The sequence below is a fragment of the Novosphingobium sp. NPDC080210 genome, from assembly GCF_050281025.1.
Classification (GTDB): Bacteria; Pseudomonadota; Alphaproteobacteria; order Sphingomonadales; family Sphingomonadaceae; genus Novosphingobium.
This window is the reverse complement of record NZ_JBNNWL010000001.1, coordinates 960,068-984,478: the sequence shown is the minus strand read 5'-3', so window position 1 is coordinate 984,478 and position 24,411 is coordinate 960,068. Positions and strand designations below refer to the sequence as shown.

Below are 24,411 nucleotides of genomic sequence, written 5' to 3'. Positions count from 1 at the left end.
CGGTGTTTGTTGGATAGCCCCCTCCACCGCCTGCGGCGGTCCCCCTCCCCGTGCCGGGGAGGAAGCATGATCGAAACCGCCTACGCCAAGATCAACCTGGCCCTTCACGTCCGCAAGCGGCGGGACGATGGCTATCACGAGCTGGAAACCCTGTTCGCTTTCGTCGATGCGGGCGACCGGTTGAGTGTTGTCCCAGCCGCGCAGGATCGCCTGCAAGTGGTCGGCGAATTCGGCGGCGAACTGGCCGATCCGTTTGGCAATATCGTGATGCAGGCGCTGGCCACTCTGCGCCGCCCGCAGGGCTGGGCAGTGACGCTGGAAAAGAACCTGCCGGTCGCCGCTGGCCTTGGCGGCGGGTCCGCCGATGCGGGAGCGCTGTTCCGGCTGGTCGAGCGGGAATATGGCTTGCCTGCCGATTGGCACGCCCGCGCGGCCAGGCTGGGCGCGGATGTTCCCGCCTGCGTGCAAAGCCTGGCCTGCATCGGGCGCGGGACCGGGACGGAGCTGGAGCCGGTAGAGAACGATCTGGCCGGAACCCCGGTCCTGCTGGTCAACCCGCGCGTGCCGCTTTCCACCGGGCCGGTCTTCAAGGCCTGGGACGGGCTGGATCGCGGTGCCATGCCGCTGGGCACCGCGCGCGAGATTGCCTTTGCCGGTCGCAATGATCTGGAACTACCCGCCCTGCAAATCTGCCACGTCATTGGTGAAGTCCTGGATCGCCTCCGCCAAACCGGGGCGACTCTGGTGCGCATGTCCGGTTCGGGCGCGACCTGCTTTGCCCTGTTCGGCAGCGCTGAGGACCGGAGCGAGGCGCAACAGGCCATGCCTGCCGACTGGTGGACCCTGGCCGGAGCCTTGCGGTGAACGAGGCCTTCCGCCTGATCGGCACGCCGCGCTTTGGCGGCATCCTGGTCGTGTCCGATCACGCCAGCAACCGTGTGCCCGACGATATTGCCCTGGGGATCGATCCGGCCTTGCTGGACCTGCACATTGCTGTGGACATTGGCGTTGGCGCTATTGGCGAGCTGATGGCGCAGCGCACCGGGATCGCTGCGTTCCAGGGCAATATCAGCCGCCTGGTCTGCGATCTCAACCGCGAACCTCATGCTCCGGGGGTGATCCCGATTGCCAGCGACGGTCATGCGATACCCGGCAACGCGCTGGACGAAGCGGCCCATGCGGCGCGCTTGGCGCGGTTCCACGATCCTTATCATGATGCCCTGGCCGCATTGCTGGTGGCCTGTCCGCCTTCGCTGATCCTGTCGCTCCACAGCTTTACGCCGGAGCTCGAAAGCCACCCCGATCAGCGGCGCCCCTGGCAAGTCGGCGTGCTTTACAACGAGGACGACCGCGCGGCGCGGATTGCGATCCCCTTGCTGGAGGCAGAGGGTCTGGTGGTGGGCGACCAGCAACCCTATTCAGGCAAGCTGCTCAATTACACGATGAACCGGCACGCCGAAGCTGATGGGCGGCCCTATCTGGGCATCGAAATCAGGCAGGACCAGATCGGCGACGCAGGTGGTCAGGCGGTATGGGCCGAGCGACTGACGCGGATCGCCAACCGGGTCGCACTGGAAATTGGTGGAAACGATCCCTCTTGCAATTGAATTAGAACTTCCTAAAATAAGGAAAGCCTAATTCAAAGAGGAAGCCGTATGTCCATTCCCACTATCTCTCCCGCCGAGGCGCGTCGTTTGATCGATCAGGGCGCGGTTCTGATCGACGTGCGCCAGCCTGACGAACATGCGCGCGAACGGATCGCAGGCGCGCGCTGCCAGCCGCTGTCCAGCCTTTCCGAAGCCAAGCTGGAACGCGGAACCGTGATCTTCCACTGCCGCAGCGGGATGCGCACGGCAGCCCATGCCCCGGCGCTGGCCGCGGCGGCAGAAGGGCCGTGCTATATCCTGGAAGGCGGCGTCGATGGCTGGAAGAAGGCCGGTTTTGCGACCGAGATCAACCGCAAGGCGCCGATTGACCTGATGCGCCAGGTGCAGATTGCGGCGGGCCTTCTGGTCCTGCTTGGCGTGCTGGGCGGCCTGTTCCTGACTCCGGCGCTGTTCGGCCTTGCCGGCTTCGTCGGCGCGGGCCTGACCTTCGCCGGGGTTAGCGGTTTTTGCGGCATGGCGCGGCTGCTTGCCGTGATGCCGTGGAACCGCGCGCTGAAACCGGCTTGATTGGGTACTAGTCTCAACTGAAACCTTCGACGCTTGCCCCTGGCTCGGCTAGGGGCAAGGACGCCGCGCATGGGTGCGGTGCAACAGTTCGGAGTCCGTCATGCCTGCCTATCGTTCCCGCACTTCCACCCACGGCCGCAACATGGCTGGCGCGCGCGGTTTGTGGCGCGCAACGGGCATGAAGGACAGCGATTTCGGCAAGCCGATCATCGCCGTGGTGAACAGCTTTACCCAGTTCGTGCCCGGCCACGTCCACCTGAAGGACCTGGGCCAGATGGTCGCGCGCGAGATTGAAGCAGCGGGCGGCGTCGCCAAGGAATTCAACACCATCGCGGTGGACGATGGCATTGCCATGGGTCATGACGGGATGCTCTATTCGCTCCCCAGCCGCGACCTGATCGCCGACAGCGTCGAATACATGGTCAACGCCCACTGCGCCGACGCGATGGTCTGCATTTCCAACTGTGACAAGATCACGCCGGGAATGCTGATGGCGGCGATGCGGATCAACATTCCGGTGGTATTCGTCTCCGGCGGGCCGATGGAAGCGGGCAAGGTGGTGCTGCGCGGCAAGGAAGTGGCGCTGGACCTGGTCGACGCCATGGTCGCCGCCGCCGATGACAGCTATTCGGACGAGGAAGTCCAGGCGATCGAACGGTCGGCCTGCCCGACCTGCGGTTCGTGTTCCGGCATGTTCACTGCCAATTCGATGAACTGCCTGACCGAAGCCCTGGGCCTCTCGCTGCCCGGCAACGGCTCGGTCCTGGCGACCCATGCTGACCGCAAGGAGCTGTTCCTGCAGGCAGGGCGCCTCGCCGTGGAGCTGTGCCGCCGTTATTATGAGCAGGACGATGCCAGCGTCCTGCCGCGCTCCATTGGCAGCTTCGAAGCGTTCGAAAACGCGGTCTGCCTGGACATTGCCATGGGCGGATCGACCAATACGGTCCTGCACTTGCTGGCCGCTGCGCATGAAGCCGAAGTGCCCTTTACCATGCAGGACATCGACCGGCTGAGCCGCAAGGTGCCGTGCCTGTCCAAGGTCGCCCCGGCCAAGTCCGACGTGCACATGGAAGACGTCCACCGCGCCGGCGGGATCATGGCGATCCTGGGCGAGCTCGACCGGGCAGGGCTGCTCCACACCGATCTACCCACCGTCCACAGCCGCACCCTGGGCGATGCGCTCAACCAGTGGGACATCAAGCGGACCAACAGCGAGGCAGTGCAGACCTTCTACCGCGCGGCACCGGGCGGCGTGCCGACCCAGACCGCCTTCAGCCAGGACCGCCGCTGGAAGGAACTGGATCTTGACCGCGAAAAGGGTGTGATCCGGTCCAAGGAACACGCCTTCAGCCAGGATGGCGGGCTTGCCGTGCTCTATGGCAATATCGCGCTGGAAGGCTGCATCGTGAAGACTGCCGGGGTGGACGAAAGCATCCTGAAGTTCACCGGCCCGGCCAAGGTTTACGAAAGCCAGGACGCGGCAGTCACGGCGATCCTGACCGGTCAGGTCGTGGCGGGCGACGTGGTCGTGATCCGTTACGAAGGGCCGAAGGGCGGGCCGGGCATGCAGGAAATGCTCTATCCCACCAGCTACCTCAAGTCGAAGGGCCTGGGCGCGGCCTGCGCGCTGCTGACCGACGGGCGCTTTTCGGGCGGCACTTCGGGCCTGTCCATCGGCCATGCCTCGCCTGAAGCGGCAGAGGGCGGCGCGATTGGCCTGGTCGAAACCGGCGACGTGATCGAAATCGACATTCCGGGTCGCACGATCAACCTGGCAGTCAGCGATGCCGAGCTGGCACGTCGCCGCGCGGTGCAGGAAGAAAAGGGCTGGCAGCCCGCCCAGCCGCGCAAGCGCGCGGTCAGCCCCGCACTGCAGGCCTATGCCGCGATGACGACCAGCGCCGCGCGCGGTGCGGTGCGCGACGTGTCGCAGATCACCCGCAAGTAAGCGCCATGCTGGCCACCAGCGATCAGGTCCTCACCGCCGCGCAGATGCGCGCTGCGGAACAGGCGCTGATCGCGGGCGGAACCAGCGTCAGCGAACTGATGCAGCGCGCCGGGCAGGGCGCGGCGGAATGGATCTGGCGCCTGTCCGGCGGGCGCAGCGTGACCGTGCTGACCGGCCCCGGCAACAATGGCGGCGATGGCTGGGTCATTGCCGAGACCCTGCGCCAGCGCGGCACCGATGTTGCCGTGGTCACGGCGGCGGAACCGGCAACCGATGCGGCGTGCGAAGCCCGTTCGCGCTATGCCGGTCCGGTGCTGGACGCGGCGGCGGAGCGGCAGGGCGAAGTCCTGGTCGATTGCCTGTTCGGCACCGGCCTGACCCGTGCGCTGGGCGGCGATCACCTTGCTCTGCTCAATCGGCTTGCCGCCAGCCACCACAAGCGCGTGGCGATTGACCTGCCGAGCGGGATCGAAAGCGATCTGGGCCAGCCGCTTGGTCCCGGCCTGCCTTCCTTCGACCTGACCCTGGTGCTGGGTGCCTGGAAGCCCGCGCATTTCCTGATGCCCGCTGCGGCCTTGCTGGGCGAGGTGCGGCTGGTTCCCATCGGGGTGCAGGCTGTTCCCGGCTCCGCGCGGCTGGTCACGCAGCCCCGGCTTTCCGCCCCGGCTATCGATGCGCACAAATACACGCGCGGCCTGCTGGCCGTCGTCGCGGGCGCAATGCCCGGGGCTAGCATTTTGGCGGCCAAGGCGGCGCAGGGGGCGGGGGCCGGATATGTCAAGCTGTTCGCGCCCCAGCGCACCAAGGTCCGCGCCGATATCGTGATCGAGACTGCTCCCCTGGCCGAAGCGCTGGGTGACCACCGGATCAACGCCCTGCTGATCGGGCCTGGCCTTGGTCGCAGCGGAGAGGCGCTGGAGCGGCTCGCCGTGGCCCTGTCCGAACAGCGCCCTGCGGTTCTGGATGCCGACGCGCTGGTCCTGCTGGGGCCGCGCTTGCTGGCCGAGCATGGCGCGCCCCTGATCCTGACGCCGCACGATGGCGAACTGTTCGCGCTGGAACGCGCCTTTGACCTTGATGGTTCGGGTGGCAAGGCGGAGCGGGCCTTGGCACTGGCCCGAGCAGCCAAGGCGGTGGTCGTGGCCAAGGGGCCGGACAGCGTGATCGCGGCGCCGGATGGACGGCTCGCCTATGCCCGGCGCAGCTCCAGCTGGCTGTCTACGGCGGGAACGGGCGATGTTCTGGCCGGAACCGTGGCCAGCCGTCTGGCCTGCGGCGAAGAGGCTTTTGCTGCGGCCTGCCAGGGGCTGTGGCTCCATGGCGAGGCCGCGCGGCAGGCCGGGGCGGTATTCGGCGCGGGCCAGCTTGCCGATCAGGTGCGGAGCGCCTACGCCGCCTGCCTGTGAAATTGCCTGCTTGAAATGAGCCCCATGGAAAAAGAACCGATCATCCGCATCGCTGCCAAGGGCGACGGCGTGACAGCCTCTGGCCGCTTCGCCTGGGGCGCCGCGCCAGGAGACCTGCTGCTGGAAGATGGCACGATTGAGCCGGGGCCGCACCACGTGACCCCACCCTGCCGCCACTTTGGCCGCTGCGGCGGGTGCCAGTTGCAGCAACTGGACGAGGAAAGCCTCGCCCAGTTCGTCGAGGCGCGGGTCAGCAATGCCTCCAGCGCGCATGAGCTGGGCGCGCAGCATATCGCGCCGCCCCATCTCTCCCCGCCGGGAAGCCGCCGCCGCGCCTCGCTACGGGCGGAAAGTTCGCAAGGGCGGGTGGTGATCGGGTTCCGTGAAGCCGCCTCGCACCGGTTGGTGGAACTGGCGGAATGTCCGGTCCTGCGCCCGGAACTGGTCGCTGTGATCGGCCCGCTGCGCAAGCTGCTCATCACGCTCGGTCAAGGGCAGGGGCAGGGCAAGGGGAAGAAGGGCAAGCACGCCCATGCCCGCATGGCCGCCGACATCGAACTGACCCTGACCGACCAGGGCGTGGATCTGGGCATCAAGGGGCTCAGCGCCGAAGGGCTGGCCCTGACCGAGGCCATGCTCGACTTCTCGCGGCAGAATGCCCTGGCGCGGTTGACCCTTGATGCGGGCTATGGCCCGGATACAGTGTGGGAGCCGGAGCCGGTGACCATCACCCTGTCCGGCGTGGCCGTGCCGTTCCCTCCCGGCAGCTTCCTGCAAGCGACCGAGGATGGCGAGGCGGCGCTGGTGGCAGCGGCGCGCGAATGGCTGGGTGACTGCGCCACCGTGGCGGACCTCTTTTCCGGCCTGGGCACCTTTGCTTTCGCGCTGGCCGGGCCGGGGACCAAGGTGCTGGCGGCAGAAGCCGCGCGCGATGCCCACCTAGCCTGCAAGGCGGCGGCGGGCATCAAGGGCCGCCCGGTCCACGCGCTGCACCGCGACTTGTTCCGCAACCCCTTGCTGGCCGAGGAACTGAACCGCTTCGCCGCCGTCCTTCTCGACCCGCCCCGCGCTGGCGCGCGCGAACAGGTGGAGCGGATCGCCGAAAGCACCGTGGCGCGGGTGGTCTATATCAGTTGCAACCCATCCAGCTGGGCCCGCGACGCGGCCTTGCTGGTCGAAGCGGGGTTTGAGTTGAAGGAACTGCGCCCGGTCGGCCAGTTCCGCTGGTCGACGCATGTGGAACTGGCCAGCCTGTTCGTGCGGGAGGACTAGTGCTCTGAGCCGTTATTGCGTCGCTCGCAATGACGAGGGTGCTGGGTCTGGCCCCTTAAACCGTTCGTCCTGAGGAAGCGCCGAAGCCGCAGGCTGAGGGGCTATCTCGAAGGACAGCGTGCAAGGCCGTGGTTCGAGACGGCGCTTCAGCCTTTGGCTTCAGCACCTCCTCACCACGAACGGTTGAGAGAGGACGCCGCAGGCCAATTGAGTCATAGGGGGCGGGTGCGCTTACCCTATCCATTCCCTTCCTGCGCAATCGGATTCATGTCGGCGGGCAGACCATCCGGGTGGTCCTCTGCCATCATCCCGGTCATCACGGCGGCGGAGCCGACCAGCCCGATCAAACCGAGGACATGGAGCGCAAGTGCCGTGACAATAGCCGCGCGGGAGGCGCGCTTGGCGTGGACCGGGCCGTCGATCAGGTCGCCCGGCTCTGCCTCGACCGGGCGCTTGGCAAACAGTTCGGCGATACCGGCGGCGTTCTTGATCAGGTAGCCTACTGTGCCCAGGAACAGCAGCGCTGAAATGGCCAGAACCACGATCATGGCAGAAACTCCATTGGGGCGAACCGATGGAGGAAACGGATCAAGCCGGATTGCGGTTCCGTTAGAGTAAAACGCAAATGGGGCCGGTGTTTCCACCAGCCCCACGCTCGCCTGCCTTGGTTTCGGGCGACTTGGGCGATTGCCTTTACCGCCTGGCTGACTGGCCTTTGCTGGAACCTTGCGGCTCTCGCTCTGGCTAATCAGCCGTCTGGTCGTTCCCGAAGGAACCGGCATTCATCACCCGGCACCGCTGCCGGCGTCCGGTTCCGTCAGGCAGTTGGTTTGGTCCGAAGACCTGTGCCAACCGCCTGGCGGTTCCGTGACTGCAACTTCGCTTTGCCGCTATCAGGCTTTCCGTCTGCAACGCGTGAAGCGCCGCTTTCCATCTGCCCTTCGCGGCTGCTGTGAAGCAGCCTGCTGACCGCGCGTCGTTCGCTGCATCTGCGGTTCGCCAGATTCAGGCCCCAACCTTAGGCTGGAGTCATCCTGAGGCGTGTTTTCCGACACTGCTGCGGCGTCGCTGCCAGATCTTGACGTTCAGACTTTTCTTTCCGTTTCAGCAGTTTCCCGCCTTCACTTCCAGTCCGGTCTCACCGTCTCGATGACTTGAAGCTGCGCCTGGAACCTGAGTCGCGCAAGCAGCAAAAGGCCGACTTATCCACAGAGCGCCGTTTTGGCGGTGGATAAGTCGGCCTTGGCAGTGGACAGAATCACGAGCACCCATCAAAGGGCGCGGTTTTCCTTAGCGATCGCGCTGCGCCAGCAAGCGCAACCGGAGCGCATTCAGCTTGATGAAGCCTGCCGCGTCCTTCTGGTCATAGGCCCCCGCGTCATCCTCAAACGTCACGTGGCGTTCGGAATAGAGCGAGTTGGGGCTCTTGCGGCCAACCACGCTGGCATTGCCCTTGTAGAGCTTGAGCCGAACCGTGCCGGACACCTTTTCCTGGCTGAGGTCGATGGCCGCCTGAAGCATTTCGCGTTCCGGCGCGAACCAGAAGCCGTTGTAGATCAGTTCCGCATACTTTGGCATCAGCTCATCCTTCAGATGGGCTGCGCCGCGATCCAGCGTGATCTGCTCGATCCCGCGGTGCGCGCGGGCGTAGATTTCGCCGCCGGGGGTTTCGTACATGCCGCGGCTCTTCATGCCGACGAAGCGGTTCTCGACCAGGTCGAGGCGGCCAATGCCGTGCTTGCGGCCCAGGTCGTTCAGCGCGGCCAGCAGGGTGGCCGGGCTCATCGCCACGCCGTTCAGCGCAACGCCGTCGCCGCGTTCAAAGTCGACGGTGATATATTCCGGCTGGTCGGGCGCGTTTTCCGGATTGTCGGTGCGCGAATAGACATAGTCCGGGGTTTCTTCCCACGGATCTTCCAGCACCTTGCCTTCGGACGAGGTGTGCAGAAGGTTCGCGTCGGTGGAGAAGGGGCTTTCGCCGCGCTTGTCCTTGGGCACCGGGATCTGGTGCTTTTCGGCCCAGTCGATCAGCGCGGTGCGGCTGGTCAAATCCCATTCGCGCCAAGGGGCGATCACCTTGATATTGGGATCGAGCGCATAGGCCGACAGTTCAAAGCGGACCTGGTCGTTGCCCTTGCCGGTAGCGCCATGGGCCACGGCATCGGCGCCGGTTTCATGGGCGATTTCGATCAGGCGCTTGGAAATCAGCGGGCGAGCGATCGAGGTGCCGAGCAGATAGTCGCCTTCATAGCGGGCATTGGCGCGCATCATCGGGAAGACGAAATCGCGCACGAACTCCTCGCGCAGGTCGTCGATATAGATGTTTTCGTCCGGCAGGCCCATCAGCTTGGCCTTGGCCCGCGCCGGTTCCAGTTCCTCGCCCTGGCCCAGGTCGGCGGTGAAAGTCACCACTTCGCAGCCATAGGTGACTTGCAGCCACTTCAGGATCACCGAGGTATCGAGTCCACCCGAATAGGCGAGGACGACTTTCTTGATATCCGACATGGCTTACCGACTCCGCAGAAATGGTGCGGGGCGCGGCTAGCAGGCAGGGGGCGGGGGCGCAACCGCTACTCGGCGGCTTTGCGCTCTAGATGCCATTCGGGGGCCTGGTCCAGGGCCGAAAGGCGGGCGGCTTCGGCGCTCATGTAATCGCGGGTCATTGGCACGGCACTGCGCCGCTTCACGCTCTGGATATGGAAATTGACCATCTTGCCATGACGAAAGCTCTGTTCCGCCCCGGCCAGGTAGAACTGCCACATGCGGAACAGGCGCGCATCGTAGAGCGCGGTAATCTCGGCCTCGTGCAGGCAGGTGCGGCGATACCATTCCGCCAGCGTGTAGGCGTAGTGATAGCGCAGCACTTCGATGTCGGCCACTTCCCACCCGGTCTTTTCGCAGGCGGAGACGAGCTCGCTCATCGCCGGGATATAGCCGCCGGGGAAAATGTACTTGCGCGTCCACTTGTCGGTCGTGCCGGGGCCGGTGGTTCGGCCGATGGTGTGAGTCAGCATGATTCCGTCGGGACCCAGCAGGTCATGCGTCTTGGCGAAGTATTCCGGCAGATGCGGCGCGCCGACGTGTTCGATCATGCCGACGCTGGTGATCCGGTCGAAGGGGCCGGTGACGTCGCGGTAGTCCATCAGCTGGAACTTGACCTTGCCCGCCACGCCGGCTGCCTCGGCCCGTTCATTGGCAAAGCGGACCTGGTCCGGCGCCAGGGATACGCCCAACACTTCGACCCCGAAATGGCGGTTGAGATATAGCCCCAGGCCGCCCCAGCCGCAGCCGATGTCCAGCAGCCGCATTCCCGGCTCCAGGCGCAGCTTGGCCGCGATCAGGGCCTTCTTGTCAACTTGCGCCCGCTCCAGCGAATTGGCCGGGTCCTTGAAATAGGCCATGGTGTATTGCCGGTCCTCGTCCAGGAACAGCTCATAGAATTCGCGGGTCAGGTCATAGTGGTGGGTGACGTTCCTGCGGGCCTTGGGCCGCAGGTTGATCTGGTCTGCCTTGGCAAAAAGCCAGTCGATCCGGCGCTTGAGCGGATTGGGTGCGCGCACGCCGCCGTGGCGGTTGGCGTTCATCATCACCAGCAGCACCATGTCGCGGATGTCATGGGGCGGCTCCACCACCAGGCGGCCATCCATGTAGGCCTCGCCTGCGCCCACGGCTGGATCCCTGGCGACATGCAGCGCCGCGCCCTTGTCGGTAAAGCGGATCGTCACGGGATCGGCCGACGGATCGCCATAGCGATGTTCGGTCCCGTCATGATCGAGGACCCGAAGCTGACCCTGCCGGATCAGCGCGCGGAGCATCTTGTCGAGCAGCCACATGGCGGGGGAGACTATGCCTCCCGCCGCCTGTGGCAAGTAAAATTAGCTAGTCCAGCCGAAGATGTCGGCCAGTTGCCAAAGTCCCAGGACCAGGAACAGCAGTGCCGCCAGAGTGCGGGTGAGCTTCATGGATACCCGCTTTTCAATGGCTTCGCCCAGGAATACTGCCGGACCATTGGCCAGCATCATGCCCAGGGTGGTGCCAGCCGCCACGGCAATTACCGCGTGATAATGTGCGGCGAGGGCAATTGTCGCGACCTGGGTCTTGTCGCCCATTTCCACGATGAAGAAGCTGACCAGCGTGGTCAGGAAAGCTCCTCCGGCGGTGCGGACGGTGTCCTCGTCATCGTCCAGCTTGTCCGGAACCAGGGTCCAGGCGGCCATGGCCACGAAGCCCAGCGCAACGGCGATGCGGAACCAGTCGGCCTGGAGCAGTCCGGCAACCTGGCTTCCCACAAGGGCCGCCAGGGCGTGATTGGCGATGGTGGCGACGAAGATGCCGGCCAGGATCGCCCAGGGTGCGCGCAGCCGCGCGGCCAGGACAATCGCCAGCAGCATGGTCTTGTCGCCGATCTCGGCCAGGGCCACGACCGCGGTGGAGGAAAGGAAGGCTTCCATGAAACGAACTCCAGGCCGGGTGCAGGCAAGACAACAGCATCGCGCCTTCCACCCGGCCAGGTGAAGGGGCAATGCCATTGGTCTCGCCCGGACGGTGGTGTTCCGTCCTCCGCGCGCCATGACCTCTCGGCCAAGTATGTTGACGCTGCGGGGCCGCAGGGTGCGGCTGGCTACTCCCCAGATGACAAGGGTGCGGTTAGACGCAGCGGGCGGGAATGGCAAGGGAGGTGCGCAGGCTTTCAGCCTAATCCTCAGCCTCTTGCCGCTTCAGCGCGGGACTGACCACCGGAATGGTCAGCATGGTGCTGCCCACTGCGGCCAGCAGCAGCGCGGTGAAGGCGGAACTGGTGATGATCTGCTTGTCGAACAGGACGTTGACGAAGATGATCATGATCAGCGCCTTGGTCTGAAGCAGCCAGCCGATGATCCAGGCCTGTCCCTTGGGCCAGCCGAGCATCCGTCCGGCCAGTGCGACCCCCGCCAGCTTGCCGACGACCATGGCGAAGAGCAGCAGCGCTGCCGCCGCAAAGGCTATCGCTCCGCCCATGTCCCAACTGGTGCGCAGGCCGGTGGAAAGGAAGAACACCGGCATGAAGGCCATCAGCACGGTATCGCGGAAGCGGTCGATATTCTCGATCCCGAACCACTTTGCATCCAGCGCTGCACCGGCCAGGAAGGCCCCGACCATATAGTGCAGGCCCGACCAGTCGGCGAGGTAGCCATTGGCTGCCAGCCAGACCAGGCCGACCGCCCAGCGATCGCGCTGCGGGATGGCGGCGATGAACTTGCGCACCAGCACGACAGCCACGGCAAATCCGGCGAGATAGGCGGCCTGGCGCCCAACCCGCTCCCAATCGAGCAGGATCAGGGCCAGCACGCCCCAGATCATGATGTCGTCCAGGCTGGCATAGCGCAGGATGCGCTGGCCAAAGGGCGTGCGCAGGATTTCCAGTTTCTGCATCAGCAGGATCAGGATGGGCAGGGCCGTCACCGCACAGGCCATCCCGATTCCGGCAATGAATTGCCAGGTTTGCCCCTTTGCGCCGATCCAGTTCGCCGGGTCGCTCAATTCCAGCAGCAGCACGGCAGTCCCGGCCCCGAGCACGAGCGGAACGCCGAGCGCAAGGCCTGCGGTCAGCCCGGTCTCGCGCCGGAACTTCCACGCCTCTTTCAAATCAAGCTCAAGCCCGGCGACGAAGACGAACAGCATGACCGCCCACCAGGCAATGCCGTTCAGCGCGCCGATCACCTGCGGGGTGAAGACGGTCTGGTAATAGGCCGGAAACACCGCCCCCAGCACGCCTGGGCCGAGCACGATCCCCGCAATGATCTGCACCACTACCAGCGGCGCCCAATAGTCTGTGCGCAGCAGTCGCCAGAATGCATAGGGCAGGGCGAAGATGATGATCAGGGCGAGCAGGAACAGCTCGGTCACAGGAAGCGTCTGGGCCATGCGTGGGTGCTATCACGGCTGCGCGGTGCTGCAACGGTCCTGCATTCCTATTCCCCAAGGGGTAGACATCAATTTAACGACCACCGTTGCGGGAAAGGTGCCGAATTACTACCTTCTCATTCATGAAAGAGCTATTCCAGCACACGGCCATTACGGACGGGATCACGGTGCGCGTCGCCGTGAACTTCCTGCCGGAACAATCGCGGATCGAAGTGGGCAAGTGGTTCTGGGTCTATCACATCCGGATCGAGAACGGGTCCGACCAGACGGTCCAGCTGGTCACCCGGCACTGGCGGATTACGGACGGCCGCGGCATGGTGAATTTCGTGGATGGCGAAGGGGTTGTCGGCGAGCAGCCGGTCCTCGCTCCGGGGCAAAGCCATGACTATGTTTCGGGTTGCCCGCTGACGACTTCGACGGGATCGATGGAGGGGCACTATACCTTCGTGCGCCAGTCCGGCGAAAAGTTTGAAGTGAAGATTCCCTTCTTCCCGCTGGCCGCGCCCGCCACGGCGGGGTGAATCGCCACGCTTGCCCAACGCGCGCTCCGGCCATAGGGAGGCCAGCATGAAGCGCACGCATCTGCCCCTGAACGCCCTGCGCGTGTTCGACGCGGCTGCCCGGCACCTGTCGTTCACCCGCGCTGCCGATGAGCTGGCGGTTACTCCGGCTGCGGTCGGGCAGCAGATTCGGGCGCTGGAAGACGTGCTCGGCGTCGTCCTGTTCCGGCGAACGCCCAAGGGGCTGGAACTGACGGACGAGGCAATCGCCGGGCTGGAAGCACTGCGAACCGGCTTCCTCCATTTCGAGGATGCCGTGCGGGCGATGCAGGCGGGCCAGTCCAGCCACGTCTACACCATCGCCGCGCCGCGTGAGTTCTTTGCCGCCTGGCTCGCGCCGCGCCTTGCCGAATTTCGCAAGGCCAATCCGGAAGTGCGTTTCAGCCTGGTGGCAAACGAGGATGCCGACTTTACCGAGGCGAACCTGGACCTGGCCGTGCGCTGGGCGGAAGGCCCCGGTGAACTGGAAGGCCTGCCGCTGGGCGAACCGGGCCGTGTCACCGTGGGCGATGGCTGCTGGATTGCCTGGCCGGGTGACCCGACTCCGGAAGGCGACGATTGCGAAAGCCGGCCGCTATCCGTGGGCGACGCGGGCCAGGCGATTGCCGCCGCCGCTGCGGGAATGGGCAAGGCCCGCGTGCCGACCCTGCTGGCGCAAAGCTGGCTGGAAAACGGGCGGATCGCGGCGGTGGGCGAACCGGCCCCTAGCCGCCATGGCTATTGGCTGGTCGCCCCGCTGCCGCAGTGGCGGCAAAAGAAGGTCAAGGCGCTGGTGGCCTTTCTGACGGCTTAGCAGGCGGTTTAACCAACCCGGCTTCGACAGGCTCAGCCTGAGCGGAAACTTGTGGTTCCAAAAGCGCTCAGCCTGAGCGGAAACTGGTGGTCTCAAAACCGCTCGCCCTGAGCCTGTCGAAGGGCTCTTTGCGCACACCGCTTAAAGAAGCCCAGCCAAAGCGGGCGGCTTTTCCTCGCTCAATCGAAGCGGATCACCTCGCCCCGGGCCATGACGAATTTCATGGCCTTCAGCGCGCCCACGTCGGCCAACGGGTCGCCGTCGACTGCGATGATGTCCGCGCTCTTGCCGACTTCCAGCGTGCCGATTTCCTTTTCGAGGCCCAGCAGCGCTGCGGCGTTCACCGTGGCGGCCTTGATCGCTTCGGCGGCGGGCATGCCGAATTTGACCAGCAGTTCGAATTCATCGGCATTGCGGCCATGCTTGGACACGCCGGCATCGGTGCCATAGGCAATCCGCACGCCCAACGGATAGGCGATCTTCAGCGACTTGCCGGTAATGCCGATGCGCCAGTCGATCTGCGCCTTGATCGCCGGGGGATAGGCGTTGGGATTGGCGGCCAGCCGTTCCAGATAGCCGTTTACCGTGCTGAGCGTCGGGACGTAGAACGTGCCGTTCCTGGCCATCAGCTTCGCCGTTTCCTCGTCGATCATGGTGCCGTGTTCGATCGAGTCCGCGCCGAGCCGGACGGCCAGCTTGACCCCTTCCAGCCCGTGGGCATGGACCGCGACCTTGCGGCCATAGGCATGGGCCGTGTCGATCAGCGCGCGGGCCTCGTCCTCGAACATGCGGGTGGCAAGGCCGGTGCCGGAATTGACCCCGCCGGTCGTGGCGAACTTGATCACGTCCGCCCCACGGCCCACCTGGCGGCGTACGGCGCGGCGGCAGTCATCGGCTCCGTCGCAGAGGTTCTCGGTCGCGATTGCGGGGTGCAGATCGTCAGCAATGCCGATGCGGCTGTCCATGTGGCCGCCGGTCGTGGAAATCGATTCGCCCGCGTCCAGGATGCGCGGCCCTTGCACCCAGCCGCGCCGGATCGCTTCCTTGTAAGCCAGGACCTTGCCCTTTTCGTCGCCCAGGTTGCGCACCGTGGTAAAGCCCGCGCGCAGGGTCTTCATCCCGTTCCACTGGGTTTCATAGGAATTGAGCGGCAAGCTGTCGGTCATGGCGGCGGCAAGGGATTCGTTCCCTGCCCGGTCGGACGAAAGATGGGTGTGGCTGTCCACCAGCCCCGGCAGGACAGTGCGGCCCTTCAAGTCGATCACCCGTGCGCCAGCAGGGGCGGGCAGGAAGCCGTCGTGAAGGGCGGCGATGCGTCCGTCCTGCACCACGATGGTCGTTGCGCCGCGCGGTGCCTGGCCGGGGACCGCGATGACCCGTCCGGCGTGAATCCATACCTGCGTGCTGGCAGCTTCCGCCGGAACTTCGGCGTTGACGGCAACGCCGACGATGCCCGCGCTGGTGGCAAGCAGGGCAAGCGCGAGGGTAGTGGTCTTCATGGCGTGAAATCCCCTGGAATTTGCAATTATGCCGCAAGCCTAGCGAGCAGCAGGGCCGCACGCAATTGCTGCTTCAGGCCAGTGGCGCGCCTTCTTTTTTTTCGCGCCTTGACGTGAAATCATTTCAGGCAACCCGGCTTCGACAAGCTCAGCCTGAGCGGGGTCATTTTGATGGAAACTTTACACCCGCTCACCCTGAGCCTGTCGAAGGGTGTGGATCAGAACCAAACCCTCCTTCGCCAATTAACCGTCCGGTTAAATTCCTGCTTGACCTGCGGCCCGGGCGAAGGTCAACTCTGGCCATGCACACAGAAACGATCCGCATCCCCGTTGCGCCCGGCGTAGAGATTGCAGCCGATGTCGCGGGGCGGCGGGGGGCTCCGACCGTGGTTTTGGGGCACGGCGGGGGGCAGACGCGGCATTCGTGGGACAAGGCGGAGCATCAGCTGGCCGATGCCGGATACTTCGCCATCAATTATGACCTGCGCGGGCACGGGGATAGCGACTGGTCGCCCGATGGCGACTATGCCGTGACCACCCGCGCGCAGGACCTGATGGCCGTTGCGGCCCAGGGCTCTGAACCGCTGGCGCTGGTCGGTGCCTCGCTGGGCGGGATCACCGCACTGATGGCGGCCTGCATGGGGCTGGAACCGGCGGCCCTGGTCCTGGTCGATATCGTGCCCAAGATGTCCCCGACGGGCGTGGCCAAGATCCGGGGATTCATGACGGCGAATCCCGACGGCTTCGCCAGCCTGGAAGAGGCGGCGGACGCGATCAGCGCCTATTACCCGGAACGTCCCCGGCCCAAGGACCTGTCGGGCCTCAACAAGAACCTGCGGCTCCATGGCGACGGGCGCTACCGCTGGCACTGGGACCAGCGGATGATGACTGACGCCCGCGCCGATCCAAAGCATATGCTGGAAATGCTGGACGCGGCGGACTGGACCGACCGCATTCCGACCTTGCTGGTGCGTGGCATGAAAAGCGATATCGTGACCGAGGAGGGCGTGGCCGACCTGCGCCGCCGCATCCCGCATCTGGAAATCGCCGACATTCGCGGTGCGGGGCACATGGTGGCCGGGGACCGCAACGATGAATTCAACGCCGCGGTCATCGATTTCCTGCAGCGGGTGATGCCGCCGTGCAATTAGCGGCTCATTAGCCACCTTAGCCCTGTCGCAGGGGTATCTGTGCAGGACCGGCTTCGACAGGCTCAGCCTGAGCGGGGCGTTTTGGTGCGGTTTACAATCCCGCTCACCCTGAGCCTGTCGAAGGGTGATCGCCATGCGGGACCAGCTTCGACAAGCTTAGCTTGAGCGGTGGTGCGGTCAGAGTGTCCCCAGCGCAAGCCCGCCCAGCGCGACGACTGGCAAGACCCTTAGAACGCTCCACCGCGCGGTGAAAATCAGCACTGCTGCCAGAACCGCAAGCAGCGCGGCGCGCCAGTCCAGGCTGGCCAGCACCGGCACATCAAGCGCCACGGGTCCAAAAGCGACCCGGTCCAGTTCCTTGAACAGCACATGCAGGGCAAACCAGAGCGCGAGGCTGCCGATCACCCCGACAATGGCAGCCGTAACCGCCCCCAGCGCGCCCTTTAGCCGCTGCGCGTGTTCCAGCCGCTCGATCCATGGGGCGAGGGCGAAGATCCACAGGAAGCACGGCGCAAAGGTGACCCAAGTGGTCAGGCTTGCGCCGATTACTCCGGCCAGCAGGGGAGAGAACGGCTCTGGCGCGCGGAAGGCGGCAAGATAACCCACGAACTGCGTGACCATGATCAGTGGTCCCGGCGTTGTCTCCGCCAAGCCAAGCCCATCTGCCATTTCGCCCGCGCTAAGCCAGCCGAAGTCCTGCACGGCCTGCTGCGCCATATAGGCGAGCACGGCATAGGCTCCGCCAAAGGTTACCACGGCGAGCTTCGAAAAGAAGGTGCCGATGTCCCACAGCACGTGATCCCGCCCCAGCAGCACCAGCACCGCCACCATCGGCGCGGCCCAGACCAGGGCGCCGATCACGACGGAACGGATCGTGTGCCCCCAGGGCCGGGGAGCCGTGGGCGGGGCCTTGTCCATGGGCTTCAGCGCCAGCAGCGCGGGGTTCAGCGCGGCGGCAATTGCTCCGATCACGCCCGCACCCAGCACGAGCAGCGGGAAGGGCAGGGCCAGCGCCGCCAGACCAAGGAAGGCGACGGCGGCAATCGCGCGCTTCAATCCGGTGTTGAGCGTGCGCCCGGCGATCCGCAGCAAGGCCTGGACGATGATTGCCAGGACCGCAGCCTTGATCCCCAGGAACAGCGCGGCGAACCAATCGAGCCGCGCCGCGAAACCGTAAAGGACCGATAGGGCCAGGATGGTCAAGGCGCCGGGCAGGACGAACAGCAGCCCGGCAACCAGGCCGCCTTTGACGCCGTGCAGTTTCCATCCGATCCAGGTGGCCAGTTGCTGCGCTTCTGGTCCGGGCAGCAGGTGGCAGAAGTTCAGGGCGTGAAGGTATTCGTCCTCCTCGATCCAGCGCAGTTCTTCCACGAACTCGCGGTGCATCAAGGCAATCTGGCCAACCGGCCCGCCAAAGCTGAGGCAGCCGATCCGGGCAGAGACGCGGACCAGTTCGGCAAAGGTGGGGGCAGGGGGAGGCGACGTAGTACCAGCGGTCATTCCAATAGCCTTTCCATCCGCCAGGTGGGCGGACTCCATGAAAAGGCAACGCTTGGGCCGCAGGGCCTGACCGGGGGGTTGCGCTTGCCCCGGTATCTGTGCGCTAATAGATGAAAGCGCGGCCTGCAAGCGTCGCTGTCTATCGGGGAGAGTAGAAAAACCATGCCCACATTTTACGATTGCACGCCGGCTCCCAGCCCGCGCCGCGCTCGCATTGTCCTGGCGGAGAAGGGCATCGCGCACGCGGTGAAACTGGTCGACTTGTCGAAGGGCGAGCAGCTTTCCGAAGAATTCCGCGCGATCAATCCGGCCTGCACGGTCCCGGCGCTGGTGCTCGACGACGGCGCGGTCCTGACCGACAATGCCGGCATCGCCGCCTGGGCCGAAGCGGTCCAGCCCGAACCCGACCTGCTGGGCAGGACCCCGCTCGAAAAAGCGCAAGTGGCCAGCTGGAACAGCAAGCTGGAAGGCGAATGCTTCATGGCCATCGCCGAAGTGCTGCGCAACACGGCCAAGGGCATGAAGGACCGCGCGCTGCCCGGACCGCACAACTATGCGCAGATCCCCGAACTGGCCGAGCGGGGCCGGGCGCGGTTGCTCCATTTCCTCGACCGCTTTGAACAGCATATGCAGGGCCGGGACTGGGTGGCGATCGATCGCTTCTCGCTGGCCGACATTACGGCCGGGGTGGCGCTGGACTTTGCCGGATGGGTGAAGGTCGATGTCAACGAGGGCCGCCCCGCCATCGCGACCTGGCGCGCGCGGCTGGCGGAGCGGCCCAGCTTCAAGCTTTAGGATTGTTTGTCAGGACTAGGCCCCGGCCTGCGCCGGGGTGACGGTTAAGCTAGGGAGCCTGCTAACGTCACCCCGGCGCAGGCCGGGGCCCAGCCCCTATAACGCCACCCCGGCGAAGGCCGGGGCCCAGTCCTCACAAAAAGCCCTACCACCAGCCTTTGCTTGACCGCGCGGACCTTTGCCCCTAATGGCGCGCGCTTCCGGTGGGACTCCTTGCGATTCCCCCGGTTGAGCTGAACATTGCCGGTGCGTCTGGTTTGCCAGGTAACCCGTCAAAGTAACCCGGCCTTTCGATCGGGTGGAGCGTTTCGGCTCGTGACGTGTACCGGCGGGGCCAGGCCTCGCGCTGCGGTGCATTCGCGGGTTCCGCATTCTCTTCGCCTTGCCGATGGTGCCACAACCAAGGTGAAGAGTACTTCATGCCTACAATTAACCAGCTGATCCGCAAGGGTCGCGTGCCCCAGAAGGCCAAGAGCAAGGTTCCTGCCATGGAGCAGAACCCGCAGAAGCGCGGCGTTTGCACCCGCGTTTACACCACGACCCCGAAGAAGCCGAACTCGGCACTTCGCAAGGTTGCCAAGATCCGCCTGACCAACAGCCGCGAAGTCATTTCGTACATCCCGGGTGAAGGCCACAACCTGCAGGAGCACTCGGTTGTGCTGATCCGCGGCGGCCGTGTGCGCGACCTTCCCGGCGTGCGCTATCACGTGCTGCGCGGCGTTCTGGATACCCAGGGCGTCAAGGACCGCAAGCAGAGCCGTTCGAAGTACGGCGCGAAGCGTCCCAAGTAAGCCTCAGGCTGGTTTTTTAGGGCGCGCGCAATTGCAGCGGCCCAGAATAAGGAATTCAAGCGATGTCACGTCGTCGTCGTCCCGAGAAGCGGGAAATCCTGCCGGATCCCAAGTTTGGTGATCAGGTTCTGTCGAAGTTCATGAACAACCTCATGCTCGATGGTAAGAAGTCGGTTGCCGAAAGCATCGTTTACGGTGCGATGGAAACCATGGAAACCCGCGCCAAGAGCGATCCGCTCCAGCTGTTCCACGATGCGCTGAACAACGTGAAGCCGCAGATCGAAGTGCGTTCGCGCCGCGTTGGTGGTGCGACCTATCAGGTTCCGGTCGAAGTTCGCCCCGAACGCGCCCAGGCCCTGGCGATCCGCTGGCTGATCACTGCCGCGCGCAACCGCAGCGAAACCACGATGGCTGCCCGTCTTTCGGGTGAGCTGCTGGACGCCGCTAACAACCGCGGCAACGCGGTGAAGAAGCGCGAAGACACCCACCGTATGGCCGACGCGAACCGCGCGTTCAGCCACTATCGCTGGTAAGTCATCAGGCGGTCACATTCGTAACCCTATGGGCGGGGTTGCCTTACCGGCACCTCACCCGCATCCTTTAAGGAATTCGACATGGCTCGCAGCCATCCCCTCGAAAAATACCGCAACTTCGGTATCATGGCGCACATCGACGCCGGCAAGACCACGACTACCGAGCGGATTCTCTACTACACCGGCAAGTCCTACAAAATCGGCGAAGTCCACGAAGGCGCCGCCACGATGGACTGGATGGAGCAGGAGCAAGAGCGCGGCATCACCATCACGTCGGCCGCGACGACCTGCTTCTGGAACGATCACCGCCTGAACATCATCGACACCCCCGGCCACGTCGACTTCACCATCGAAGTCGAACGCTCGCTGCGCGTGCTCGACGGTGCGGTTGCTGCTTTCGACGGCGTTGCCGGCGTTGAGCCGCAGTCGGAAACCGTGTGGCGCCAGGCCGACAAGTACGGCGTGCCGCGGATGTGCTACATCAACAAGCTCGACCGCACCGGCGCGAACTTCTACTACTGCGTGCAGACGATCATCGATCGCCTGGGTGCAAAGCCTGCCGTGCTGTATCTTCCGATCGGCGCGGAAAGCGACTTCAAGGGTCTGGTCGACCTGATCAACGAACGCGCGATCATCTGGAAGGATGAAAGCCTGGGCGCTGAATTCTTCTATGAAGAAATCCCGGCGGACATGGCCGACAAGGCTGCCGAATACCGCGAAAAGCTGATCGAACTCGCCGTTGAGCAAGACGACGACGCGATGGAAGCTTACCTCGAAGGCAACGTGCCTGACGCGGAAACGCTGAAGAAGCTGCTGCGCAAGGGCACTCTGGCTCACGCTTTCGTGCCGGTGCTGTGCGGTTCGTCGTTCAAGAACAAGGGCGTCCAGGCACTGCTCGACGCGGTTGTCGACTTCATGCCGTCGCCGCTCGACATCGAAGACGTCCAGGGCATCAACCCGGACACCGAAGAGCCCGATAGCCGCGCCACTTCGGATGATGCTCCGTTCTCGGCCCTGGCGTTCAAGATTATGAACGACCCGTTCGTCGGTTCGCTGACCTTCACCCGCATCTACTCGGGCACGCTGACCAAGGGCAGCTACCTGAACTCGGTGAAGAACAAGAAGGAAAAGGTTGGCCGCATGCTGCTCATGCATGCCAACAGCCGTGAAGACATCGATGAAGCCTATGCCGGCGACATCGTTGCTCTGGCGGGTCTGAAGGAAACCACCACCGGCGATACGCTGTGCTCGGAAAAGCAGCCGATCATTCTTGAGCGGATGGAATTCCCCGAGCCGGTCATCGAACTGTCGGTTGAGCCCAAGACCAAGGCCGACCAGGAAAAGATGGGCCTCGCGCTCAACCGCCTGGCTGCCGAAGACCCCTCGTTCCGCGTCTCGACCGATCACGAATCGGGCCAGACCATCATCAAGGGCATGGGCGAACTTCACCTCGAAATTCTCGTCGATCGTATGAAGCGCGAATTCAAGGTCGAAGCCAACGTCGGCGCGCCGCAGGTGGCTTACCGCGAATACCTCGCCAAGCCGGTGGACATTGACTACACCCACAAGAAGCAGTCGGGTGGTACGGGTCAGTTCGGCCGCGTGAAGGTCAAGGTCACTCCGGGTGAGCGCGGTTCGGGCTTTGTCTTCAAGGACGAAATCAAGGGCGGCAACATTCCGAAGGAATACATCCCCGCCATTGAAAAGGGCTTCCGTGAAACGGCCGAAACCGGCTCGCTCATCGGCTTCCCGATCATCGACTTCGAAGTCCTGCTCTACGACGGTGCGTACCACGACGTCGACTCGTCGGCTCTGGCCTTCGAAATCGCCGGTCGCGGTGCCATGCGCGAAGTTGCCCAGAAGTCGGGCATCAAGCTGCTGGAACCGATCATGAAGGTGGAAGTCATCACGCCCGAGGAATACCTCGGCGACGTGATCGGCGACATCAACTCGCGTCGTGGCCAGATCCAGGGCACGGACTCGCGCGGCAATGCGCAGGCCGTGACCGCGATGGTCCCGCTGGCGAACATGTTCGGCTACGTGAACCAGCTGCGCTCGTTCACCCAGGGTCGTGCGAACTACTCGATGTTCTTCGACCACTATGACGAGGTTCCGGCGAACGTCGCGACCGAGATCAAGGAGAAGCTTGCCTAATCGGCAGGAACAATCTAGGGGCGGCGCCTGATTCAGCGGGCGCCGTCCAAACCCCGCAGATTCAATTCAAAGCGAAAGAAGGTTTGAGACAATGGCCAAGGCAAAATTTGAGCGGAACAAGCCGCACTGCAACATCGGGACCATCGGTCACGTCGACCATGGCAAGACCACCCTGACCGCAGCGATCACCAAGGTGATGGCTGAAGTCAACGGCGGTGAAGCGGTTGACTTCGCAAACATCGACAAGGCTCCCGAAGAGCGCGAGCGTGGCATCACCATCTCGACCGCTCACGTCGAGTACGAAACCGCAGCGCGTCACTATGCACACGTCGACTGCCCGGGCCACGCTGACTATGTGAAGAACATGATCACCGGTGCCGCGCAGATGGACGGCGCCATCCTCGTTGTGAACGCTGCTGACGGCCCGATGCCGCAGACCCGCGAGCACATCCTGCTGGCTCGCCAGGTCGGCGTTCCGGCTCTGGTCGTGTACATGAACAAGGTCGACCAGGTTGACGATCCGGAAATCCTGGAACTCGTCGAGCTGGAAATCCGCGAACTGCTGTCGAGCTACGGCTTCGACGGCGACAGCATCCCCGTCGTTCCGGGTTCGGCTCTGGCCGCTCTGGAAGGCCGCGACGACAACATCGGCAAGGACTCGATCATTGCCCTGATGAACGCTGTCGACACTGCCATCCCGCAGCCGCCGCGTCCGACCGACAAGCCGTTCCTGATGCCGGTCGAAGACGTGTTCTCGATCTCGGGTCGTGGTACGGTTGTGACCGGCCGCGTCGAAACCGGTATCGTCAAGGTTGGCGACGAAGTCGAAGTGATCGGCCTCAAGGACACCCAGAAGACCGTCGTCACCGGCGTTGAAATGTTCCGCAAGCTGCTCGATCAGGGTGAAGCTGGCGACAACATCGGCGCTCTGGTCCGTGGTCTGAAGCGTGAAGACGTTGAGCGTGGCCAGGTTCTGGCAAAGCCGGGTTCGGTTACCCCGCACACCGAATTCAGCGCCGAAGTCTACGTGCTGTCGAAGGACGAAGGTGGCCGTCACACGCCGTTCTTCGCCAACTACCGCCCGCAGTTCTACTTCCGCACCACCGACGTGACCGGTGAAGTCGTGCTGCCGGAAGGCACCGAAATGGTCATGCCGGGCGACAACGTTGCCCTGTCGGTCAAGCTGATCGCTCCGATCGCGATGGATGAAGGTCTCCGCTTCGCAATCCGCGAAGGTGGCCGCACCGTCGGTTCGGGCGTGGTGAGCAAGATCACGAAGTAATTCGTCGATCAGCTCTGCGAAACGAAAGGCCCGGTTTCCGAAAGGAGGCCGGGCTTTTTCGTGCCTGCCGGTGGCGGCTTGCCGCTTGGTCATTCGCTGGGAGCGCACCTGGATGGAAAGTATGACGATGGCGTGTAGCAATCAGCAATTTTCGCGGCTTTAGGGGGTAACAAAGCGGTATGGCGCGCAAGTATTCCAAACATGGTTCACGGGATGCATATGATAGCGACGTTCAGGATACCGATGCGTCAGCGCCGCCACCGCCAGCCTGCTGGCTGTGCGAGCGACCCTGCGGCGCAACGGTAATCTGGCACCACCCGGTGCCCAAGAGCAGGGGTGGGCGCGACACCGTGCCGATGCACCCGATCTGCCAGAACATGCTCATCACCACCTTCACCAATTCCGAACTCCAGCGCTACGGTATGGACGCCAGTTTGCTGCGGATTGAGCCTCGGGTGGAGAAGTTCATCTCCTGGGTCGCGAACAAGGACCCCGATTTCAATGCGCCACTGGGGAAAAAGAAAGGTCGTTGACGAAGAGTTGCAAGCTCACCTCTGATTTTCATCACGGGGGGTCTGAAAAGCACAGCCATTGCAGCCAATGCAGGCTTGCGCGACCGACCGCAGTCCGGAAAGGCTTGCTCGAACCG

At 64.3% G+C, this 24,411-nt stretch carries 22 protein-coding genes and 1 riboswitch; of the genes, 15 read left to right on the top strand and 7 right to left on the bottom strand.

Going from position 1 to position 24,411, the window contains the following annotated elements:
• Nucleotides 1–66: 66 nt before the first annotated feature.
• The 6 genes from ACQKOE_RS04775 (at nt 67) to ACQKOE_RS04750 (ending at nt 6,800) form a co-directional block, all read left to right on the top strand.
• On the top strand, nt 67–864 hold the full coding sequence (locus ACQKOE_RS04775) for a 4-(cytidine 5'-diphospho)-2-C-methyl-D-erythritol kinase (protein WP_427511765.1): 798 nt from the start codon (nt 67–69) through the stop codon (nt 862–864).
• The gene (locus ACQKOE_RS04770) at nt 861–1,607 is read left to right on the top strand and encodes an N-formylglutamate amidohydrolase (protein WP_427511764.1); all 747 of its coding nucleotides are present in this window, start codon (nt 861–863) and stop codon (nt 1,605–1,607) included. The genes ACQKOE_RS04775 and ACQKOE_RS04770 overlap by 4 nt, the downstream gene beginning before the upstream one ends.
• A gap of 48 nt (nt 1,608–1,655) precedes the next feature.
• Nucleotides 1,656–2,174, top strand: coding sequence for a rhodanese-like domain-containing protein (locus tag ACQKOE_RS04765; RefSeq protein ID WP_427511763.1), 519 nt, complete (start codon nt 1,656–1,658; stop codon nt 2,172–2,174).
• A gap of 100 nt (nt 2,175–2,274) precedes the next feature.
• The gene (gene ilvD, locus ACQKOE_RS04760; protein ID WP_374589743.1) at nt 2,275–4,122 is read left to right on the top strand and encodes a dihydroxy-acid dehydratase; all 1,848 of its coding nucleotides are present in this window, start codon (nt 2,275–2,277) and stop codon (nt 4,120–4,122) included.
• Between the two features lie 5 nt (nt 4,123–4,127).
• A complete protein-coding gene (locus ACQKOE_RS04755; protein ID WP_427511762.1) occupies nt 4,128–5,528 on the top strand; it encodes an NAD(P)H-hydrate dehydratase in 1,401 nt (466 codons plus the stop codon).
• A gap of 24 nt (nt 5,529–5,552) precedes the next feature.
• Nucleotides 5,553–6,800: a class I SAM-dependent RNA methyltransferase gene (locus tag ACQKOE_RS04750; protein ID WP_427511761.1), complete on the top strand. Its 1,248-nt coding sequence runs from the start codon at nt 5,553–5,555 to the stop codon at nt 6,798–6,800.
• Between the two features lie 236 nt (nt 6,801–7,036).
• On the opposite strand, the gene ACQKOE_RS04745 is transcribed toward ACQKOE_RS04750, so the two are convergent.
• The 5 genes from ACQKOE_RS04745 to ACQKOE_RS04725 form a co-directional block, all read right to left on the bottom strand.
• Nucleotides 7,037–7,348, bottom strand: a complete 312-nt coding sequence (locus ACQKOE_RS04745) for a hypothetical protein (protein WP_427511760.1) — start codon at nt 7,346–7,348, stop codon at nt 7,037–7,039.
• A 742-nt stretch (nt 7,349–8,090) separates the two neighbouring features.
• Nucleotides 8,091–9,305 carry an argininosuccinate synthase gene (locus ACQKOE_RS04740; RefSeq protein ID WP_427511759.1) on the bottom strand — a complete coding sequence of 405 codons (1,215 nt, stop codon included), beginning with the start codon at nt 9,303–9,305 and terminating at the stop codon, nt 8,091–8,093.
• 65 nt (nt 9,306–9,370) lie between these two features.
• Nucleotides 9,371–10,633 (bottom strand): class I SAM-dependent methyltransferase, encoded by a 1,263-nt coding sequence (locus ACQKOE_RS04735; RefSeq protein ID WP_427511758.1) that lies wholly within the window; start codon nt 10,631–10,633, stop codon nt 9,371–9,373.
• A 42-nt stretch (nt 10,634–10,675) separates the two neighbouring features.
• Nucleotides 10,676–11,251, bottom strand: coding sequence for a TMEM165/GDT1 family protein (locus tag ACQKOE_RS04730; RefSeq protein ID WP_427511757.1), 576 nt, complete (start codon nt 11,249–11,251; stop codon nt 10,676–10,678).
• A gap of 12 nt (nt 11,252–11,263) precedes the next feature.
• Nucleotides 11,264–11,443, bottom strand: a riboswitch (yybP-ykoY riboswitch).
• 52 nt (nt 11,444–11,495) lie between these two features.
• The gene (locus tag ACQKOE_RS04725; protein ID WP_427511756.1) at nt 11,496–12,704 is read right to left on the bottom strand and encodes a cation:proton antiporter; all 1,209 of its coding nucleotides are present in this window, start codon (nt 12,702–12,704) and stop codon (nt 11,496–11,498) included.
• A 122-nt stretch (nt 12,705–12,826) separates the two neighbouring features.
• Between ACQKOE_RS04725 and apaG the strand changes: the two genes are divergently transcribed.
• A complete protein-coding gene (gene apaG, locus ACQKOE_RS04720; protein WP_427511755.1) occupies nt 12,827–13,225 on the top strand; it encodes a Co2+/Mg2+ efflux protein ApaG in 399 nt (132 codons plus the stop codon).
• A gap of 46 nt (nt 13,226–13,271) precedes the next feature.
• Nucleotides 13,272–14,057, top strand: coding sequence for a LysR family transcriptional regulator (locus ACQKOE_RS04715; protein ID WP_427511754.1), 786 nt, complete (start codon nt 13,272–13,274; stop codon nt 14,055–14,057).
• A gap of 179 nt (nt 14,058–14,236) precedes the next feature.
• On the opposite strand, the gene ACQKOE_RS04710 is transcribed toward ACQKOE_RS04715, so the two are convergent.
• Nucleotides 14,237–15,556, bottom strand: a complete 1,320-nt coding sequence (locus tag ACQKOE_RS04710; protein ID WP_427511753.1) for an amidohydrolase family protein — start codon at nt 15,554–15,556, stop codon at nt 14,237–14,239.
• Between the two features lie 302 nt (nt 15,557–15,858).
• Between ACQKOE_RS04710 and ACQKOE_RS04705 the strand changes: the two genes are divergently transcribed.
• Complete coding sequence (locus ACQKOE_RS04705) at nt 15,859–16,707, top strand: alpha/beta fold hydrolase (protein ID WP_427511752.1); 849 nt, start codon at nt 15,859–15,861, stop codon at nt 16,705–16,707.
• 177 nt (nt 16,708–16,884) lie between these two features.
• Here the strand turns inward: ACQKOE_RS04705 and chrA are convergent, their stop codons facing one another.
• A complete protein-coding gene (gene chrA / locus ACQKOE_RS04700) occupies nt 16,885–18,207 on the bottom strand; it encodes a chromate efflux transporter (RefSeq protein ID WP_427511751.1) in 1,323 nt (440 codons plus the stop codon).
• Between the two features lie 162 nt (nt 18,208–18,369).
• Here chrA and ACQKOE_RS04695 point away from each other — a divergent pair, with 162 nt between their 5' ends.
• From ACQKOE_RS04695 to ACQKOE_RS04670, 6 genes are all read left to right on the top strand, one after another.
• Nucleotides 18,370–19,002, top strand: coding sequence for a glutathione S-transferase family protein (locus ACQKOE_RS04695; RefSeq protein WP_427511750.1), 633 nt, complete (start codon nt 18,370–18,372; stop codon nt 19,000–19,002).
• A gap of 419 nt (nt 19,003–19,421) precedes the next feature.
• Nucleotides 19,422–19,793 (top strand): 30S ribosomal protein S12, encoded by a 372-nt coding sequence (gene rpsL, locus ACQKOE_RS04690; protein ID WP_022675067.1) that lies wholly within the window; start codon nt 19,422–19,424, stop codon nt 19,791–19,793.
• Nucleotides 19,794–19,855: 62 nt separating this feature from the next.
• The gene (gene rpsG / locus ACQKOE_RS04685; protein WP_374587817.1) at nt 19,856–20,326 is read left to right on the top strand and encodes a 30S ribosomal protein S7; all 471 of its coding nucleotides are present in this window, start codon (nt 19,856–19,858) and stop codon (nt 20,324–20,326) included.
• Nucleotides 20,327–20,407: 81 nt separating this feature from the next.
• Nucleotides 20,408–22,480, top strand: a complete 2,073-nt coding sequence (gene fusA, locus ACQKOE_RS04680) for an elongation factor G (protein ID WP_427511749.1) — start codon at nt 20,408–20,410, stop codon at nt 22,478–22,480.
• Nucleotides 22,481–22,571: 91 nt separating this feature from the next.
• Complete coding sequence (tuf, locus tag ACQKOE_RS04675) at nt 22,572–23,762, top strand: elongation factor Tu (RefSeq protein WP_374587815.1); 1,191 nt, start codon at nt 22,572–22,574, stop codon at nt 23,760–23,762.
• A 179-nt stretch (nt 23,763–23,941) separates the two neighbouring features.
• A complete protein-coding gene (locus tag ACQKOE_RS04670) occupies nt 23,942–24,295 on the top strand; it encodes a hypothetical protein (RefSeq protein WP_427511748.1) in 354 nt (117 codons plus the stop codon).
• Nucleotides 24,296–24,411: the final 116 nt, after the last annotated feature.